The organism is Tautonia sp. JC769 (assembly GCF_040717455.1).
Lineage (GTDB): Bacteria > Planctomycetota > Planctomycetia > Isosphaerales > Isosphaeraceae > Tautonia.
Genome location: NZ_JBFEFH010000022.1, coordinates 16182 through 34850 on the forward strand (window position 1 = coordinate 16182; position 18669 = coordinate 34850).

11 protein-coding genes are annotated in these 18669 nt (G+C 70.5%); 3 read left to right on the plus strand and 8 right to left on the minus strand.

Features of this window, described 5'->3' with window-relative positions; all coding sequences use genetic code 11:
• Positions 1-34: 34 nt before the first annotated feature.
• The 5 genes from AB1L88_RS19470 to AB1L88_RS19490 form a co-directional block, all read right to left on the minus strand.
• The gene (locus AB1L88_RS19470) at positions 35-538 is read right to left on the minus strand and encodes a hypothetical protein (RefSeq protein ID WP_367098356.1); all 504 of its coding nucleotides are present in this window, start codon (positions 536-538) and stop codon (positions 35-37) included.
• A 121-nt stretch (positions 539-659) separates the two neighbouring features.
• The gene (locus tag AB1L88_RS19475; RefSeq protein WP_367098357.1) at positions 660-2075 is read right to left on the minus strand and encodes a hypothetical protein; all 1416 of its coding nucleotides are present in this window, start codon (positions 2073-2075) and stop codon (positions 660-662) included.
• A 220-nt stretch (positions 2076-2295) separates the two neighbouring features.
• Positions 2296-3132, minus strand: coding sequence for a response regulator (locus AB1L88_RS19480; protein WP_367098358.1), 837 nt, complete (start codon positions 3130-3132; stop codon positions 2296-2298).
• A gap of 109 nt (positions 3133-3241) precedes the next feature.
• Positions 3242-4459 carry a hybrid sensor histidine kinase/response regulator gene (locus AB1L88_RS19485; protein ID WP_367098359.1) on the minus strand — a complete coding sequence of 406 codons (1218 nt, stop codon included), beginning with the start codon at positions 4457-4459 and terminating at the stop codon, positions 3242-3244.
• A 246-nt stretch (positions 4460-4705) separates the two neighbouring features.
• The gene (locus AB1L88_RS19490) at positions 4706-5224 is read right to left on the minus strand and encodes a response regulator (RefSeq protein ID WP_367098360.1); all 519 of its coding nucleotides are present in this window, start codon (positions 5222-5224) and stop codon (positions 4706-4708) included.
• Positions 5225-6088: 864 nt separating this feature from the next.
• On the opposite strand from AB1L88_RS19490, the gene AB1L88_RS19495 reads away from it, so the two are divergent.
• The 3 genes from AB1L88_RS19495 (at position 6089) to AB1L88_RS19505 (ending at position 11060) form a co-directional block, all read left to right on the plus strand.
• A complete protein-coding gene (locus AB1L88_RS19495) occupies positions 6089-6409 on the plus strand; it encodes a hypothetical protein (protein ID WP_367098361.1) in 321 nt (106 codons plus the stop codon).
• 175 nt (positions 6410-6584) lie between these two features.
• Complete coding sequence (locus tag AB1L88_RS19500) at positions 6585-7574, plus strand: DUF1559 domain-containing protein (RefSeq protein ID WP_367098362.1); 990 nt, start codon at positions 6585-6587, stop codon at positions 7572-7574.
• A gap of 423 nt (positions 7575-7997) precedes the next feature.
• Entirely contained in the window at positions 7998-11060 is a 3063-nt protein-coding gene (locus AB1L88_RS19505; protein ID WP_367098363.1) for a hypothetical protein, read from the plus strand.
• Between the two features lie 67 nt (positions 11061-11127).
• Here AB1L88_RS19505 and AB1L88_RS19510 read toward each other — a convergent pair whose 3' ends face one another.
• The 3 genes from AB1L88_RS19510 to lgt all read right to left on the minus strand — a co-directional run bounded on the left by AB1L88_RS19510 (position 11128) and on the right by lgt (position 18557).
• Positions 11128-13278: a TolC family protein gene (locus tag AB1L88_RS19510; protein ID WP_367098364.1), complete on the minus strand. Its 2151-nt coding sequence runs from the start codon at positions 13276-13278 to the stop codon at positions 11128-11130.
• Between the two features lie 496 nt (positions 13279-13774).
• Positions 13775-17386, minus strand: a complete 3612-nt coding sequence (locus tag AB1L88_RS19515) for an ATP-binding cassette domain-containing protein (protein ID WP_367098365.1) — start codon at positions 17384-17386, stop codon at positions 13775-13777.
• Between the two features lie 301 nt (positions 17387-17687).
• Entirely contained in the window at positions 17688-18557 is an 870-nt protein-coding gene (lgt, locus tag AB1L88_RS19520) for a prolipoprotein diacylglyceryl transferase (protein ID WP_367098366.1), read from the minus strand.
• Between the last annotated feature and the right edge of the window lie 112 nt (positions 18558-18669).

The following is an 18669-nucleotide window of genomic DNA, read 5'->3' on the forward strand; positions in this document are numbered from 1 at the left end:
TCAATCGCATGCGGAAGCGACGACTTTTCAACGATCACTGATCAACGGCGTCCTGCTTCTTGAGGACGAACAGGTGTTCCTTCTCGTGATCGGGCTTGAAATCGTCGGGGTAGTCCTCGCCCTGGGCGTCGTAGATGAGGGTCAGGAATCCGGGGGTCTCGTCGAGGGAGACGAGGGCCTTGCCTTTCGTGCCGACGGTGTCGTCGGACTCGGTCTGGAGTTCGTCGTCGGTCTCGGACTTGACCTTGACGGTTTCGAGCGAGAGGCGGCCGGAGCCGTCGGAGACCTCGTCGATCTGGTAGCGGGCGGCGTAGATCTCGCCGCCGTCGGCGCGGTGGAGGCTGATGCGGTCGGGGGTGATGCGGACGGTGCCTTGCAACTCCTCGTCGGAGACGCGCTCGTCGCCGCGCTGGCCGCGTTCCATCGCATAGACGCCGAGCAGGGAGTCGCGAAACGACTCGCGGGCATCTTGCGAGGGGGTGGGCGTCGGGGCGAGGGTCAGGGCGGCGAGGGCGATCGAGGCGGAGAGGGAAAGCATCGGGGGTCGCTCCTGGGGTTCGGTCTCATCGAAGGGAGAAGGCGTACGCCTCGACCCAGAGGGGGGCAAGTCCGATGCCGGGTGAATCGGATGAGGAGGATCGGGGGGCGGGGTTCCCTTCTTAGAGTTCCCAGACGCGGCGGCCGCCGAGGAACATGGACATGACGCCGTCCTGGCTGACCTTGAGGACGGGCCCGTGGTAGCTGGCGGCGAGGGCGGCGACGGTGCGGGCCCCTTCGGAGGCCCGGGCGGCGAGGATGGCCTCGGGGGTGATGCGGAGGATGGCGCCGAAGGCGAGCAGGTGGGCGCGGCGGTCGACGACGACGGCGCCGTCGATCCCGGCGACGGCCTCGAGGACCGAGGCGTCGAGGTCGCCGACCCGACGGCTGAAGATCAAATGATGCAGGGCCCGCTTGGCCATGCGGGGGGGGAGGTGGTCGGGGTCGGACGGGGCGTCGGGATCGTGGGGGATCATGTCCTCGATCCGGTCGCCGGGGGCGACGAGGTGGGGGAGCGATTCCTCGGGGTCGCGCAGGAGGACGATGAGGGCGCCGACGCGGTCCTCGGAGAGATTGAGGGCGGCCTGGAAGAGGCGAGCGGCGAGTCCGGGCGGGGCCTGGTCGCCGACGGCCTTCGTCCAGGAGGCGAACTTGCTGGGCACGTCGAGCAGTCGCCAGCGGGCGTTGGAGAAGGTGAAGGCGGGCACGCCGCCGGCGAAGACCTTGATCTCCTGCGAGGGGGAGAGGACGAGGCCGACGTGGTCGCCGGTGCGGGTGGCCCGGGCGTGGTGCTCGAAGCGCCGCGGGCAAGGGGCGGGCAAGGGGGCATGGCCCTGCACGCGCTCGGTCCAGCGCTCGATGTCGACGGCCCAGGCGAGGTCGCCGCGGCGGTCGACGACGAAGACGGTGCGGAGGCCGTCGCAGAGGCGGTGGATGATCTTGATCGAGGTCAGTCGGACGTTGTAGCGGGGGGCGTCGGGGGCGTTGGTGCGGTCGGGGAAGGCGGGGTCGGTCTCGGTGCCGAGCAGCAGCGCGCCGGAGGAGACGCGGCGGTCCTCGTAGGTCGAGAGGGCGGCCATCCGCATGGCTTCCATGGCCACGGGCAGCCGCATGGGGGAGGGAGGGTCGAGGTACTCGGTGACGATGACGTCTTCGAGGGCGTAGTCGAACAGCTCGGTGCGGTCGACGGCGTCGACGTCGATGAGGGTCCGGAAGCGGAGGTCGAGGACGCGGACGATCGTCTCGACGAGCTTGCGTTCGGAGCTGAGCAGGGGGACGGGGCTGACCGGCTGGAAGATGTAGCGCGAGCCGAACCAGTCGATGATCAGGTCGAGGCCGTCGGGGTCGTTCAGCAGGTGGTAGTTCGGCTCGTCGGGCCGGGCGTTCCAGTGGATCGGGCTGTGGTCGCCCTCGAGGCGGAGGCGGGAGTCGGGGAAGAAGTGGTCGAGCTGCTGGCGCAGGAGCGCGTGGTAGAGGCCGACGAGCCGGGAGTTGGATCGGAAGGAACGCTCCGGGATCGGGACCGTCGGCTCGGGCATCGGCAATCGTCCCCCAACGCTCGGAACGGCTCGGGAAAGGGGCGGAGGAGTTGGGACCGGGCGGAGTAGTGTAGCGGTTTGCCCGGGCCGTGTCGCGGTCGATTCCCGGGTCGGGCACGATCGGGGCACGGCCGGGCGGCGGGCGCGATCGGGGACGCGATCGCGCCGGCGATCGGGGCCAGGGGACGCCCGAGGGGGGGGCGGTCGGGGCGGCCCCGGCTCAGTGGACGTCGTCGGTGTCGTGGAGGTCGGAGTCGGGGTCGGCGTCGGGCTCGGGGTCGACCGGGGCGTGGCGGCAGACGAGGACCAGGCGGTCGTCGTGGCGCTCGGTCTCGACGAGATCGGCGGGCAGGCCGTCGAGCGACGGCGGCGTGGCCGGGGCGTCGTGCAGGAGCCAGCCCTCGCCGCGGTCCTCGATCGAGCAGACGAGGCGGTCGGATTCGAGGCGGTAGTGGACCGAGGCGATCGGCCGGCCGTGGCCGGGGCCGGCGTCGTCGTGCTGGCGTCCCCAGGAGGAGGCGGAATCCCAGAGGTCGCGCAGGGCGGCGATGACGGCGCAGAGCGAGTCGTCGGGCAAGGGGGTCCAGGCGCGGAGGAGGCTGCGGAGGCGAGACAGCTCGCGGAGCGGCTCGAGCGGGTCGCGCAGGTCGAAGGAGAAGCAGCCCTCGGCCGGGCGTCGGCCGACGTCTTTCCGCCAGGCGTCGGCCGCGGCCAGGGCGCGGAAGATCTGGTCGGGGGTGTAGGGCTTGGGGACGAAGTCGTTGGCCCCGGCGGCGTAGCAGCGGGCCTCGTTCTCCTCGACCCGGGCGGCCGAGACGACGACGACGGGGATGAGCGTCGTCTCTCGGGCCGACTTGATGACGCGGCAGACCTCGTAGCCGCTGAGGTCCGGCAGCATCAGGTCGAGCAGGACGACGTCGGGCCGATGCCGGTGCAACTGGTCGAGGGCCTCGATGCCGCCGAGGGCCGACTGGGGCCGATAGCCGCGCATCTGGACGAGCATCGAGAGCAGCGTGTTGGCGTCCGGTTCGTCTTCAACGATCAAGGCGGTCGGCATGAGACCCCCTGAGGGGCAGGAGCGGCGGGTTGGTCCGATTGCTGCCGAGGGGCCAACCGGCAGGCTCAACGACCCGGGGAGGCGGAAAGAACGCGGGGCCCGGATTATTCTACCCGTCCGACCCGGTTTGGGACAGCGGCGACTGGATCTCGGGGGCGGCGTGTCTCGGCAAGGCAACGGAGACGGTCGTCCCCTGCCCCGGGGTGCTGCGGGCGGACACCTGGCCGCCGTGCAATTCGACGAACTTCTTGACCAGCGTCAGCCCCAGGCCGAGCCCGCGCTTCTGGAACCCGAAGCTGCCCGAGGAATGGCCGGCGGGGTCGAACTCGGTGAAGAAGGGCTCGAAGATCCGGGCCACGGCGCGGGCCTCGATGCCGACGCCGTGGTCGATGACGTCGATCGTGATCCGGTCGGGGCCCTCGGCCCGGGCGACGAGCTGGATGAGGCCGCCGTCGGGGGTGAACTTGATGGCGTTGGTCAGGAGGTTGACCAGGGCGTCCCGGACCTTGTCGGCGTCGAGCGTCGCCCGGCCGAGGCCGGGGCCGTAGTGGCGTTCGAGGCGCTGGGAACGGGCGTGGAGGAACGGCTGGATCTGGTCGGCCACGTCGTCGAGCAGGTGGACCAGGTCGACCGGGGCGAGGCGGACCGAGAGGCGGAAGTCCTGGGCGTTCATCAGCTTCAGGGTGTCGGCGACGAGCCGGGCGAGGCGTCGGGAGCCCTCGGAGAGCTTGGCCAGCAGCTCGGCCTCGACCTCGTCGCGGTCGGGCCTGAGCAGGCGGAGCAGCTCGCTCATGCCGTGGACGAGGGTGATGGGGGTGTTGAACTCGTGGCTGGCGACCTCGAGGAAGGCGCTCTTGACCTCGTTCAGCTCGGTCAGCTCGCGGTTGGCGACGGTCAGGCGGTCGTTGGCGGCGCGGAGCTGCTCGACGAGGCGGCGACGGTCGGCGATCAGCTCGTACTGGGCGACGGCCTGGGCGAGGACGGCGTCGAGCTCGTCCGGCTCCCAGGGCTTGAGGAGGAAGCGGAAGATCTCGCCGCGGTTGACGGCGTTGATGACGGCGCTGATCTCGGCGTAGCCGGTGAAGAGGATCCGGATGGCCTCGGGGGCCAGCAGGCGGGCCCGGGCCAGCAGGGCGTCGCCGCTCATGCCGGGCATGCGCTGGTCGGAGAGGATGATCTGGACGGGTTCGCCCGCGTCGAGCACCGCGAGCGCTTCCTCGCCGCAGGAGGCCGTGAGGACCCGGAACCGACGCCGGAGCAGGCCGGAGAGGCTTTCCAGCAGGCTCGGCTCGTCGTCAACGATCAGCAGGGTGTGGAGACGATCCATGAGGCGAGCTGCACGGGTGGCTTCCGGTTCGGGTCGGAAGGGAGCGATCCAGAGGGACATCGACGGCGGGGGATCAGGAGGCCGGGAACGGCCGGTTCGGGCGACCGAGGGGGCTCAACGCATCATTCCGTTCTGGGGCGAGGGGACGAAGGCCCATCGTTCCTGATTCTGGTCCTGGTCCATTCGGGGTCGGGGCGGGCCGACGCGGGGCGGAGCCGGTCGGCTGCAGGCGCGGGGGTTCGCGGTTCAGCCGGCCGATCCCTCGGGTTCCGGGGGGGGCGGCGGGGGCAGGGTGCCGCCGAGGCGCTCGATCTGGGACTCGAGGCACGAGACCCGGCGATTGAGCGTCTCGAGCTCCTGCTTGAGCCGGTGGCGGTCTTCCTCGACGGCGACGAGCCGGTCGTACTCGGCGGCGGCGGATCGGACGGCATCGAGCAGCTCCTCGGGCTGCCAGGGCTTGCGGAGGAACTGGTAGATGTGGCCGTGGTTGATGGCCGCGATGATCGATTCGAGGTCAGCAAATCCGGTGTAGAGCATCCGGATCGCCTGGGGCATGCGGGCCTGAGCACGGGTCAGGAAGTCGACGCCGGTGATCGAGGGCATCCGCTGGTCGGTCATGATGATGTGGACTTCCTGCTCCCGGAGCGTCCGCAGGCCTTCTTCGGCCCCGTGGGCCTTCAGGACGCGGAACTCCCGGCGCAGGAGGTCGTGAACCGAGTCGCAGACGTCCGGTTCATCATCGACGACGAGCAGGCAGTGCTTCATCGTGGAAGACTCGAGGGGCATGGAGAACGGTCTGGTCGGCCGGGGAGGAGGCCCGGTCCCGACGGACTCAGCCAGCCAGCCGGGGATACAGCATAGCAAACCGGGCGCCGCTCGTCGAACCCGGCCGCCGCCCGATGACGCGTCCACGCGACATCGCCCGGATCGAGGGGGCGACTTCCCGAATCGAGGAAGCCGGCCCCCCGGGGCGGGAGGAGGGGGGCTTCGGGTGCCGTGATCGAGGATCGGCGGGGGCGTCGTCGGGGCCTCTCGGGGCGGCCGGGGCGTCCCGGGGCCGCCGGCCGGGGGTCGCGCCGGCGCCCGAGTCCGGGGCCCGCGGGCCGGCGACGCGGGGCTCATGTGTCAAATCAAAAACATGGCCAAGAGATGACTGCTCGACGCTCTTGACTTTCGGAGGCAAGGCAGCCATGCTAGCACATGGAAAACCACTGCTGCGGGAATTACGACGGATGTCAGTCGCCTTGTGTACTGCCCACCGGAACAATCCTCCAGAGTGATGAGCTTACGAGCCGATTCCTCCCTTGCTCGCAACGGCTTGCCACCCGCTTGCTCCGAGCCCCCTTCTGAGCCTCCGATCGTTCGAGTGGGGCATGGACGCAACATCCCGCCTCTTTCCTCCTCCGGGGCGTGCCGGGTTCAGGAATTTCCGACACGTTCGTTCCTTCTCAGGATCTTGCCAGCGGAACCTCGATGAGCAGCAACTCCACGACAGTTTATTCAGCCGCGCCGACGGCTCGAGATCGTTTCGTCCCCGTTCTTGCCGGCCTGGTCGCGGCGGTTTTGCTCACGGCCTCGGGCTGCGGTGAAGGCGCGGAGGGTCGCAAAGCCGTCTCCGGGACGGTGACGATGAATGGCGCGCCGCTGAACGACGCGATGATCGAGTTCTCGCCGATGAGCACCGACGGCGGTTCGTTCTCGGGCGCGGCGATTGTGGACGGCGAGTACAGCATCCCCGCGAACAAGGGCCTGCTGCCGGGCCAGTACAAGGTCATGGTCACCATGGCCGGATCGGCCCCGGAACCGGAGCTGGACGAGATGCCGGGCGACTCGTCCGTCGTCCCGGTGGCGCCGGAATTGATCCCGGCGAAGTACAACTCCGAGAGCACCTTGACCGCCCAGGTCGAGTCCAGCGGCGAGAACACGTTCGACTTCGAACTGACCCGGTAATCGCCGCCTGGAGCATCCGCCCCGGGGGGATCCCCTCGCGCAATGCGAGGGTCTCCGGCCCTCGGGGCCTCAGTCCCCGCCCCGTCTTCTCGCCGGGTCGTTCGACGCACGTCTCTCCCGGCCTTCGTCTCCCTTTTTTTTATTCGTTCCGATCTGTTCACGAAAGGACGGACTCATGAATCCGAATCGTCGTCGCGGTTTCACCCTGATCGAGCTGCTGGTGGTGATCGCCATCATCGGCGTGCTCATCGCCCTGTTGCTGCCGGCCGTGCAGAGCGCCCGCGAGGCCGCCCGCCGCGCCCAGTGCACGAACAACATGAAGCAGCTCGGCCTGGCCGTGCACAACTACGAGAGCACCCACGGCTCGCTGCCCCCCGGCCGGCTCGGCTGCTGCTGGGGCACCTGGGTGGGCTACGTCCTGCCGTACCTGGAGCAGGACGCGGTCTACTCGTCGTACAACACCCAGGGCAGCGCCACGTCCGAAGGCGTCATGGGCAATACCTCGCTCCGCTACGGCGGCGCGGCGAATGCCACGGCCGTCTCGACCCGGCTGAACGCCCTGTCGTGCCCGAGCGACTCGCCGAACGCCCCGCTGACCGTCACGGTCAACGGCGTCCGTTACGGGGTCCAGTCGTACAACTACGCCGGCAACTACGGCAACACCGGCTACGCCCAGCAGGCGAACCTCAACGGCGTGGCCTTCGGCGGCGCCCCGTATGGCTACCTGAACGAGCGATCTCCCGGCGACCCGGCCCGATCGGCCACCCCCGGCCAGGTCGTCAAGTTCGGCGACATCCGCGACGGCCTGAGCAACACGATGATCCACGGCGAGGTGATCGTGGCCCAGGGCGTCGACCTCCGCGGCTTCGTCTGGTGGGGTGACGGCTCGTCTTACACGAGCTACCTGGCCCCGAACTCGCCGCTGCCCGACCGCATCTACTCGGCCAGCTACTGCAAGTACCCGATGATGGACAACCCGCCCTGCGCGGTGTCCGACGCCACCAACCCGAACATGTTCGCCTCGCGCAGCCGACACCCGGGCGGCGTGAACGTGACCATGGGCGACGGCTCGGTCCGGTTCGTCAAGAACACGATCGACATCTTCACCTGGCGGGCCCTGAGCACGACCCGCGGCGGCGAGGTCATCAGCGCCGACCAGTTCTGAGTCGGTTGACGAGCGGCCTCGTTTCTCGCGTCTCGGCTTGCAAGGCATGCTCGCAGCGGCCTTGCGAGTCGGGTCGGGTCGAGACAGTCATCTGATCCACGCCCGAGGGGCGGGGTTCCCCTGGTCCACTCCATCGATTGGGAGTGGACCAGGGGGGCCTCGCCCCTCGGTGCGTTTCGCGGGGAGGCTTTGCGAAGCCCCCTCACCCCGGCCCTTGCGCCGCGGGCGGGGAGAGGGGGGCGGATTCGACCCTCGCCCCCGATCGCGATGCCGCGAGGGGACGGGCGGGTCCGATCGACATTCCTTTTTCCCGATGAAGGGATTGACGTGTGGATTTGGCTCGGGGAACCTTGTCGTGTTCCGCGAGCATCGGACCCGAGTTCGGGACCGGCCGGTCGATTGGCATCCGGAGGAGGGGTTCCCATGAGCGGCGAACTGGACCGACGCCCGACGGGCTACGTCGTCGGCACCATCCTCGGCGCGGATGGCAGGCCCTCGGGGAGGCCGAAAGAGGTTTGCGTGGTCGACCCGGGGGGCGGGGCCGAGCTGTGCCGGGTGCCCGTGGACGCTCGGGGCCGATTCCTGCTGCGGCGCAAGGCGGTGGACGGGCTCTCGTCCGAGCCGGTCGAGCTGCGGGTGCTGTGCGAGCGAGGCTCGGTGATGGGCAGGGCGGAGACGATCGTCCCGCGATCGACCGCGGCTCGCCTGAAGCTCATGCTGGACGCGCCCGGGGCGGGCCGCCCGGCGGCGGTCGCCGGGCCCCCGCGGCGCCCGGAGCGGGGGCCGGACCTGGTCGCGGTCGAGACGCTGGCCCGGATTGCCGAGGCGCTGAAGGGTCGCGTGCCGGAACGGGACGGGAGACCGCTCGTCCCCTCGTGGGTGAATGCGTCGATCCGGGAGTTGAATACGCTGGCCTCGCTGGGCCGGCGCGTGCTGGAAGGGGATCGATCGGCCGATCGGCAGTTCCTCCGCATGGTGGGGGAACCGGGCCGGGGCACGAGCAACCCCCTGGCGGACCGCCCGACCGGGTCCATGGGGGGCGGGGGGGCGGTCGGCTCCGGCGGCCCCGCGGCCTGGATGAGGATGGGGGGGAGTCCCGGCGCCGGCGGGCTGATGCGGTCGGCGGGCCCCCGGGGGGGAGGCCCCCCCTGCATCGTCGATGCGGCCGGGGCGTTTGTGGCCACGGCGGCCGGGTTCCTGCTGGACCGCTTGCGGGCGGATCGGCTGGGCGACCTGACCCAGCCGGGGGCCCTGGCCCGGCAAACGGCCGACCTGATCAAGGACCGGGCCTTCGCGCTGGAAGGGTTCCGTGACGAGGTCCTCGATGGGCGGTTCGGCGGCGGTTCCTCGTTCCAGCCCCCGATCGGCCCCGGGGGGGGCCTCGGGCCGGATGAGCCGCTCGACTGGCCGAGGGGCGGCCCGATCCCGGGGGGCGGCCCGATCCCGGGGGGCGGCCCCGGAGGGGGGGGCGGAGTTCCGATCCCGGGTCCGGGGACGCCGAGCCCGGGCGGCGGGGTCGGGGGCGGTGTCGGGGGCCTCCCGTGCAGGTTCTGGGTCGATTGCGTCGACGAGATCGTCGATGCCGCGGCGAATTACCAGCCGCCGGCGATGTGCCCGCGCGAGGACGTGATCGGGAGCATCAGCCCCTCCGCGGTTTGCCTCGGGGCGACGGACGTCGAGCTGGAGATCCGGCCGCTGGCGGGCCAATCGTTCTCGTCGACGGGCGTGTGCAACGTGCTGCTGCAGCGGGCGTTCAACAGGAGGGTCCGGCTGGAGACGATCAGCACGTCGGCGAACCTGGTGCGGGTTCGGCTGGGCGAGGCGTTGTTCTCCGGCTGCCTCGGTTTCCGGGGGGCGGCGGCGGGGACTCCCGGGAACATGGCGTTCATCGACTCGTGCTTCCGGATGACGGGGATGCTGCGCAACCCGGTGCTCGACCTGGCCCGCGCCGGGTTCGACGCGACTCAGATTGCCTGCACGGGCCGGAACCGGCTGGACGTGGTGCCGCCGCCCCGGTTGGTCCTGCTGCATGCCGCCGGCGAGCAGGGTTCGGCGAGCGGGGCGACGCAGGTCTCGGTCGCGGAGGAAGGTTGTCGCCCGGTGACGCTGTCCTGGCAGTTCGACCTCGGGAGCGAGAGCGGATGGGCCGACCCGGGCCAGTACATCGAGGTGCGGGTGATCGCGTCGGACGGGACGGTCGCGGGCCAGGGGCTGCCGCCTTCCGGGAGCCTGGTGGTGACGGCCCGGGAGGACGAGGAGTACGTCATTCGGGCGGCGTCGGTGGTCAACGGCTCGACCTGCGGGCAGGCCGAGGGCCGGATCACGGTCGAACGGACGCAGGAGATTCACCTGACGGGGCCGGAGTCGTTGCTCGTGGGCCAGTCGGCCGACGTCACGGTTCGGATCTCGTGCCCGGCCCCTGCGGGCGGGGTGGCGGTGTCGCTCTCCAGCGGCGACCCCAACCGGCTGCAGGTCCCGCCGTCGGCCGTGATCCCGGAGGGGCAGGACGCGGGCAGCGTCTCGGTCGTCGCGACCGGGACCGGATGCCTCGATGTGGTGCTGACGGCCACCGCCGCGGGGCATCTGGGCGCTTCGATCGCGATCGAGGTCTTCGACACGCCGACATTCGACGCCATGACCCCGCAGGCCGTGCAGGCCTGCCGGGCCTTCGAGCTGCAACTGGCCGGCACCTGCTTCAAGGCCGGAGAGACCGTGGTCAGGGCCTCGAAGGCCGGGGAGACGACCCGGACGCTCGAGATCCTGGACATCGGCCCGACCTCGATCCGATGCCGGGGCAGCAATTTCCCGCCCGGGAGCTGGACCGTGTCGGTCACGAGCCGAGGCTTGCAGAGCAATGCACGGGTGCTTGACGTCCAGGCGATCCCCGCCGAGGTCGTCTCGTTCAATGCCTGGCTGGACCCGGTCTTGAACCCGGACTTCGTCCCCTGCCAGGGCAATGGGGTTTGGGTGAGCTGGCACGTCGTCGACGCCGTCCGCGTGGTGATCAGGGAGAACGGCACGACCATCCACGACGTCGAGCCGTCGGGTTGTGGCGCGGTCTCGCAGGACGATTTCAGCCGGATCATCTCGCGGCAGGCGACTTACCGGCTCGAGGCCTTCCCGGTGGGGGGCGGCTCGCCCGTCACCCGCGAGGTCACCGTGGGCGAGCGGGGGCTGCGGCGCCTGCTGCTCCAGAACAACAGCCCGGACGACCTGGTGGTCTGGAGGATCGAGGGCTGGTATTCGAACGCCGCGGACATCCCGCAGGACCAGGGCAACAAGACCGACCTGGCCGCGGGCGCCCAGATCACGCTCTCCTTCTCCGATTGCGTCCCGTACCAGGTGGTCGCGATCAATAAGCCGCACGCCCTCAACGCGAACAGGGATCCTTATGGGGACGCCATCGAGGTCGGCTCGCTCCGGGAGTATGACGTCGCCCTCGTCGGCGAGTCGAACGGCGAGCAGGGAGCCGATGTGATCTGGTGACGCCCTCGCGGCGACGACTCGGCCCCGGCACGATCGAGCGGCCAAGGCGGGCCGGGGACGCGGCCGGTCAATAGCGGCCGGTCTCGTGGTATTCGAGATAATTGAAATGATCGGGGGGGAGGGGGACGGTGACGGAGTCGGGCGGGAGGGCGTCGAGTCCGAGGGCGGCGCGGTAGTCGGCGAGGGAGGTGAAGAAGCGGTAGCCGGCGTCGACGGTCTGGGAGAGGGCGTCGGCGGTGGCCTGCTCGCGGATGTAGACGAGCAGGACGCTGCTGAGGCCCAGCTCGAAGCGGCGGCGCTCGGCCAGTTCGAGGCGTCGGGCGGCCTCGTACGCCTGTTCGAGCGCGATCATCTGCCCGTAGGTGGCCTGGAGCGCGGCCACGGCGTCCTTGACCTGGACCTCGATCTGATCGCGGAGGAACTGCTGGCGGAGCCGGAGCTGGGTGATCTTCGCGTCGGCCACGCGGAGCCGGCCGCGGGGCTCGCGACGCTGGAGGGGGACGGAGAAGAGCAGCGAGGCCTCCATGATGAACGGGGCCTTGTTGCGCTCGATGCGCTGCTCGACCTGGGCGGCGATGTCGTCGCGGTTGGTATTCTTCGGGGGCCCCGTGTTCTGCTCGGCGTAGAGGTAGAAGTTCAGCTCGGGCAGGAGGGAATTCTCGGCCAGGCGGCGGTCGATGGTGAGGACCTGCGATTCGAGGTCCAGGTCGAGCAATTCGGGGCGGAGCCGGAGCGCGGCCTCGATGTCGTCTCCCAGGCGGTCGACGTCGGGCCTGAGCATCCGGGGGAAGGCCGGGGGGACGCGGTCGGGGGACGGGATGCTGGGGAAGCCGCGGGAGTCTCGGTTGTAGAGCGAGAGTTCGAGCGCGGCCTGCTGGAAGCGCCGCTTGGCGTCGAGGACCATGGCCTGACGCTGGACGATGATCCGCTGATTGTCGACCAGCTCGAGCGGCGAGATCAGGCCCAATTCGATCTGACGGGCGATGGCGCGGTTGCGGTCCTCGGCGATCCGGAGCAGCTCGGCCTTGATCCAGTAGTTCTGGCCGATGGCAACCCAGTTCCAGTAGACCTTGGTGACGTCCCGGATCAGGTCGATGCGGCGCCGGGAGACGGCGGGGGTGACCTGGCGGCGGGCGATCTCGGCCTGCATGACCTTGGCGCGTTCGGCGTCGATCGGGCCGTTCTTGAGCAGGGGGACTTCCATGCCGGCGACGTAGGCGCCGCCGTTGAGCGTGTCGAGGTACTGGTAATAGATCGGCCAGACCCCGAGGCCGAGGCGGTAGCCGGCGAAGTAGCGCGTGCCCCAGTTGGCTGACCGCTGGGAGGCGAAGACGTCGTAGAGATACCGCTGGTAGTAGCCGAGGGCCCAGTTGCGGCCCTCGGCGTCGACGCGGAGGTCGAACGGGCCGAGGACGCGCTGGAGGTCGGCGGTGGCGATGCGGGGCTGCTGGAGGATTTCGAGGAACGGCGGGTAGGAGTTCTCGGCGGCGGCGAGGATCTCGGAGAGGCCGAGGGGGACGTCCGGCTCGGGGTCGGCGACGGGGGGAGGCTGCGGGAGCAAGGGGGAGAACTCGGCGAAAAGGCCCTCGGAGGGGATCAGGTCGATCGGCTCGACGAGGCGGCGGATCTCGTCCGGGTCGGGCTGCTCGCCGGGGGCGATCGGCGGCAAGGGGCCGGGGGAGCCGAACAGGTCGACGTCGGAGCCGGGCCTCGGGCCGAGCTGGGGGGGAGGGCCGAAACCGAAGCCGCCGACGCCGCCGCCGATGGGGGCATTCGGCCGGGCGCCGCCGTAGCTGGAGGAGCCGGGGGAGTCGTCGGACAGGCCGGGCAGGTCGAGGGGCGCGGTCTGCGAGAAAATCGGGGGAAGGACGTCGTCTTCCCCGACGCCGAGGACCGGGCCGAGCGGGGGGCGGCCCGGCAGGGGCTCGGGCCGGAGCTGCTCGGGCTGCGAGAGCGGAGGGGCGACCCCCTGGGCGCGGGGAGGCCCCTCGCGCTGGCCGGCCATGTCGGTCGGGGGCAGGCTGCGTTCAGAGGGCAGTTCGCCCTCGGCGCGCGGGGGCCCGCTCTGCCGCTCGGGGGGGATGGAGAACGGGAAGGGGCGGAACGGGGTTTCCTGGGTGCTGTCCTGCATCGCCAGGTGCGTCTCGCCCGGCTGGGAGGCCATTCCCAGGGTCCAGGCGGAGATCGAGAGCAAGACGAGCCAGATCCTCGTATTCATCGGGCCCTCTTACGAGCAGGCAGTGGGCAGTGGGCAGTAGGCAGTAAGGGAGTCATGGGAAGGAAGTTGAGTACCTTCCTGGAACGAGGGGAGGAGGTTGAGTCTGGCCCCCGATCCCCCGGGGGCGGGGAGAGGGGTCTGGGTTCGGATCGCGAGGCATGGCGTTCGAGGCATCGGCCCCCTCACCCGGCCTGACGGCCACCCTCTCGCCCAAAAGAGGGCGAGGGTTGAATTGGCCTTCTCTCCCCGCTCGCGGGGAGAGGACCGGGGTGAGGGGTCTGAGTTCGGATCGCGAGGCTCGGTGCGTCGGCCCAGTTCCCCCTCACCCGGCCTTCGGCCACCCTCTCCCCCGAAGGAGGCGAGGGTTGGGAGAGCGGAACCGCGTCACGAGGGGGTTGATCCAGCCGAACCGGGTCACTCGGCCTGTGGTCGGGGTCTCCTCGGGAAGAGGGAGAAGGTGAGACGGGGGAAGAATACCGGCCCAGGAGAAACGGCCTCAAGAGGCGGAGACGGGTTCCTCGAGGGCGACGTAGGGCGGGAATCCGTTGATCAGACGCCAGATTTCGTAGCCGAGCGTGACGTGACGGAGAAGAACCCAGCCCTGGACCTGGACCCCCTGGCGGAGGAAGCGCTCGGACGGCCAGGCGTCGGCCCGGCCGGGGGGAGGCCCGACGAGGAGCCGGAAGCGGCCGGTGCCGTCGTCGGTCGGGTCGACGAGGATCACCTGGCCGGGGAAGGTGCCGACGGCGACCGAGGGCCAGCCGATGAACTGGACGGCGGGCCAGCCTTCGAACTGCAGGCGGACCTCGCGGCCGGGCTCGATCAGGGGCATGTCGCGGCCGTTGACGAACAGCTCGACGGTCCGGCTCATGGGGTCGGGGTAGTCGGGCACGAGCAGGGCGACGGGGTCGCCCATCTTGACGATGTCGGTGTCCTGTCCGGTCAGGATGCGAAAGATCGTCCCGTCGCGGGGGGCGAGCACCAGGCGACGGCTCTGGCGGGCGAGGTTCACCTCGGCGTTGGTGACGCCTTGCTGGGCCTCGGCCAGGTTGTTCTGGGCCGTCTCGAGGTCGGCGCGGGCCGAGTCGATCCGGCTCTGCAGCTCGGCCCGGACGCGGTCCAGCTCGGCCCCGCGGGCGGCCACCTGTTCGTTGGCGGCGACGAGTTCGGCCTCATTGGCGGCAAAAGCGGCACGAGCCTCGCCATACGCTCTTTCGGCAAACTGGAAGTCCTGGATTGAGACTAATCCCTCGGCGGCCCCGCGCCGCTTGCGTTCGTAGTCGGGGGCGGTGGCCCGGACGCGGGCCTCGGCGGCCTCGAGGTTCTGGCGGGCGACCTCGACGTTCTGGATGGCGATGTCGAGCTGCTTCTGGGCGGCCTCGATGGCGCGGGCCCGGGTCTCGGCAAGGGCGACGACGACTTCCTCGTAGGCCTGGCGGCGGGCGTCGGCGGCCCGGACCTGCTCGCGGGCGGCCTCGAGCAGCAGGCCGAGGCGTTCGAGGAACTCGGGGTCGTTGTCCTCCAGCTCGACGATGCGGTCGCCGCGCTTGACCTGCGAGCCTTCGACGACCCACCAGCGCATCACCCGGCCGTCGATGGTGGCGCGGATCGGCTGGCGGCGGTCCTGGGGGTTGAAGGCGACGACGCGGCCCTGGCCGGGGACGTTCTGCCGCCAGGGGACGAAGGCCAGGGCGACCGGCGCGAGCAGGAGCAGGACGACCAGGACCTTGCTCAGGCGCCTCAGCGGCCCCATCGACTGCACGAGCCGGAGGGCGGGCAGGACATGGGCCCGGGGAGGGACCTCGGGGGGAGTCCTCGTCTGGTCGACGTACCAGGGGCGGTGCGGGGGCTCGTCGGGGTCGAAATGGTCCTGGTCCTCGGGCAGGTCGAGGACATTGGTGGGGATCGGCCGGACGAGGTGAGGCTCGAAGGTGGGGGGGGCCTTCAGGGTCACCGAGCGGTGGCAGCGCTCGACGATGTCGGCGCTGTGGGTGACGACGAGGAGCGTCCAGGGGGCCTCGGGATGGAAGACGGCGTCGAGCACCCGGGCGCGGACGCCGGGGTCGAGGGCGTCGAGCGTCTGGTCGATGATCAAAAGGCGGGGGGCGCCGGCCAGGGCCCGGGCGAGGGTCAGGCGGCGGGCCTGGCCGTCGGAGAGGGGGGCGCCGCCGGTGGTCAGGTCGGTCTGCATGCCCCGGGGGAAGGCCTCCAGCTCCCGGAGCAGGCCGACGCGATCGAGGACCTCCTGCACGTCGTCGAACGAGAGGGTCTCGCGGCCCATCCGGACGTTCTCGACGAGCGAGCCGTGGAAGACCTCGACCTCGCGGACGAGCTGGATCTCGTCGCGGCGCTGGCGGGCGTGGATGTCGTGGTAGTCGGCCCCGTCGTAGAGGATGCGTCCGGTCGAGGGGTCGCGCAGGCCGGCGAGCAGCTCGACGAGCGTCGAGCGCCCGGAGGCGTCGGGTCCGACCAGGGCGACGCGCTCCCCGGGGGCGATCTCCAGGTCGAGCTCGGCCAGGGCGTGATGGTGTCCGTCGTGGATCTGGTCGCCTCGGCCGTGGGAGTCGTGGCTGTGGTACTCGTACGAGACGTCGTGGAGGGCGAGCGCGGCCCCCCTGCCCGGCTCGACCCGGTGCTGCTCGCCCCGCTCGCTGTGCAGCGGCAGGTCGGTCAGGTAGCCGAGCTTCTGCATGGCCGCCATCAGGTCGTAGAACCCTTCGAAGTGCTTGGCGAGGGAGATGAGCGAGCTGGTGGCGACGGCGACGATCAGCTCGGCGGCCACGAGCTGGCCGAGCGTCAGCTGGCCGGTCATCACGAGCCAGCCGCCCAGCGCGAGCATGCCGGTGATGGCGGTCACGGCCAGCAGGTGGGCGTTGATGACCTGATTGAAGACGACCTGGAAGTGGAACCGACGCGCCCGGAGCCAGAGCCGGGCGACCGAGTCGGCCCGCTCTCGGGCGTGCTCGGGTCCGCCCCGGTTGCGGAAGGTCATCGGGTTGCGGGCCAGGTCTTCCAGCCAGTCGGCCGAGGCGTACTTGGCGCGCGACTCCTCGAGGACCGTGGCGATCGCCCCCCGGCCCGAGACGAAGACGACCCAGAGGCTCAGGACGATGAGCACGACGTCGAAGATCAGCAGGAACGGGTGGTAGAAGGCCAGCACGATCATGCCGACCAGCGCCTGGATGATGAGCGAGAGCAGGTCGAGGAACAGGACCGACGTGAGCTTCTGGATCTGGACGAACTCGAAGAACCGGTTGACCAGCTCGGGGCCGTAGAGCCGATCGAAGGCCTCCAGGCGGGCCCGGGGCAGGCGATAGGAGACGTCGGAGACGATCCGGACGTAGATGCGGCGCTGGATGATCTCCATGATGTAGTAGGAGATGACCCGGAAGATCATCGACACGAGCAGGGCGAGGAAGAGCATCACCGAGAGGGAGACGACCTGCTGGTAGGTCGTGCCCAGCGAGACGGTGACGACCAGGCGTTCGACCGCCACCGGGGTGGCCAGCGAGAGCAAGGCGATGATGATGGTGAAGACGACGATCGCCACCAGGTCTTGCCGCTCGGGCTTGAGCAGGGCGATCAGGCGGGAGAGGGGCTTGAGGGGCACGGCCACCTCGCGCTCGAATCGGCCGCCGCGCATCCCTTCGAGCGGCGTGAGCGGCTGGACCAACGCCCATCGGACGCGGTCGGCGTCGGGCCCGAGGCGCTGCTCGATCTCCTCGGCCGGGGCCCAGCGGATGGGCGGGCGTTCGCGCTGCTCGGCATCGTCGTAGACGGTATAGCGCACCTGCCCGGCCCTGGAGGCCGTGACCAGGATCCAGCAGGGCCCGGCCTCGCGGTCGAGGAAGGCCAGCAGCGGGGTCAGGGGGTAGCTGCGGGTGAGCAGCTCCTGCGCGGGCCGGTCCGATTGCTGGATGCGCAGGCCGACGGCGGCCCCGGCCCGTTCGAGCCGGTCGGCCCAGGTGTCCTGCCAGGGGCCGGGGATGGCCCGCTCGGCCTCGGCCAGGGCCCGCATGGCGTCGGCCAGGTCGAGATCCAGGCCCATCGACTGCGCGATCGCGTCGAGCGCCTCGAGGGCCGATTCCCTGATCGCCGTGTGATCCATTGACCTCGCCCTGCGCCTCGCGATGCCCTCGGTCCGTGTCAGCCCCCGAGCCCCGTCGGTTCGGCTCCCCTGCCCTTCCGATCGGATCGGATCGAATCGGATCGGATCGGAATGCCCGGCCGAGGGTCGGGGCCGGGAGCGGCCGGCGTGCGGGGGACCGCGAGGCCACTCGCCATCGAGGGTCGGACCCCGACAGCTCAGGTATCGGACGCTCGTTGCGGGGAATCCATCATTGATTGGCGGCGGTCCGGGCGATCCTCCGGACGCCCGGCGCGGCCCGAGGCCGTCGAATGACCCCGGATCAAGGGCGGGCGGCGGGGCCGGGCCTCGGCGGAGACGACGGCGCGACCGCTTCAGGGCGATCGGCCCAGCGTCCGGGGGGCCGGCCGAGGAGATAGGCCCAGAAGGCGAGGCCGCCGATCAGGAGGACGATGCTCATGTTCTGCGAGATGGTCATGCCGGCGAAGATGGCCCCCTCGTCGTCCCGGAGGCGCTCGATCAGGAATCGGGTGATGGGGTAGGTGACGAGCAGGAGCGCCATCACCTCGCCGTCTCGGCGGCGGAGCGGGAAATAGGCCAGCAGCAGGGCCATCAGGATCAGGCCGTCGAGGGTCGAGTAGAGCTGCGTCGGGTGGACGGGGAGGGACCGGGGGGCGTCCGACGCGATCAGGCCGGCGCCGACGTGGTCGAGCCACGGGAGCGTCTCGGCGGGGAACCGGACGGCCCAGGGCAGATCGCAGGTGTCTCCGAAGCAGCAGCCGTTGAGGAAGCAGCCGACCCGCCCCAGCGCCACGCCCACGGCGATGGCCGGGGCGACGACGTCGAGCATCGGCAGGAACGGGAAGCGCCTCAATCGCCAGAAGAGGGTGAAGCCGACCCCGGCGCCGATGAGGCTGCCGTAGAGGACGATCCCCCCTTCCCAGATCTTGAAGATGTCCCAGAAGGTGCTGATCGTTTCGCGGTGCTGGACGACGTAGAACCCCCGGGCGCCGAGCAGGCCGCCGACGATGACCCAGATGGCCAGGTCGAAGACGTCGTTCGGGTCGACCCGAGAGCGTTTGGCCAGCCACGAGGCGAGGTTCATCCCCACGATGAAGGCCAGGAACAGCATGAGGCCGAAGCCGTGCACGCGGAACCCGGTGCCGGGGATCTCGAAGAGGACCTGCCACATGGTCGGCGGCGTCCTGAGCAAGGGGGAAGGGGGACGGAGGACCGGGGGACGAGGCGCCGGGCGGCCGGCTGACGCGAGCGGTCGGATCGGACCGGATCGGGCCGCCAGCGAC

What these genes read in the sequence shown, in the direction of transcription:
- AB1L88_RS19470 (WP_367098356.1), bottom strand. Translation starts at nt 538, where the DNA reads ATGCTTTCCCTCTCCGCCTCGATCGCCCTCGCCGCCCTGACCCTCGCC.
- AB1L88_RS19475 (WP_367098357.1), bottom strand. Translation starts at nt 2,075, where the DNA reads ATGCCCGAGCCGACGGTCCCGATCCCGGAGCGTTCCTTCCGATCCAAC.
- AB1L88_RS19480 (WP_367098358.1), bottom strand. Translation starts at nt 3,132, where the DNA reads ATGCCGACCGCCTTGATCGTTGAAGACGAACCGGACGCCAACACGCTG.
- AB1L88_RS19485 (WP_367098359.1), bottom strand. Translation starts at nt 4,459, where the DNA reads ATGGATCGTCTCCACACCCTGCTGATCGTTGACGACGAGCCGAGCCTG.
- AB1L88_RS19490 (WP_367098360.1), bottom strand. Translation starts at nt 5,224, where the DNA reads ATGAAGCACTGCCTGCTCGTCGTCGATGATGAACCGGACGTCTGCGAC.
- AB1L88_RS19495 (WP_367098361.1), top strand. Translation starts at nt 6,089, where the DNA reads ATGAATGGCGCGCCGCTGAACGACGCGATGATCGAGTTCTCGCCGATG.
- AB1L88_RS19500 (WP_367098362.1), top strand. Translation starts at nt 6,585, where the DNA reads ATGAATCCGAATCGTCGTCGCGGTTTCACCCTGATCGAGCTGCTGGTG.
- AB1L88_RS19505 (WP_367098363.1), top strand. Translation starts at nt 7,998, where the DNA reads ATGAGCGGCGAACTGGACCGACGCCCGACGGGCTACGTCGTCGGCACC.
- AB1L88_RS19510 (WP_367098364.1), bottom strand. Translation starts at nt 13,278, where the DNA reads ATGAATACGAGGATCTGGCTCGTCTTGCTCTCGATCTCCGCCTGGACC.
- AB1L88_RS19515 (WP_367098365.1), bottom strand. Translation starts at nt 17,386, where the DNA reads ATGGATCACACGGCGATCAGGGAATCGGCCCTCGAGGCGCTCGACGCG.
- lgt (WP_367098366.1), bottom strand. Translation starts at nt 18,557, where the DNA reads ATGTGGCAGGTCCTCTTCGAGATCCCCGGCACCGGGTTCCGCGTGCAC.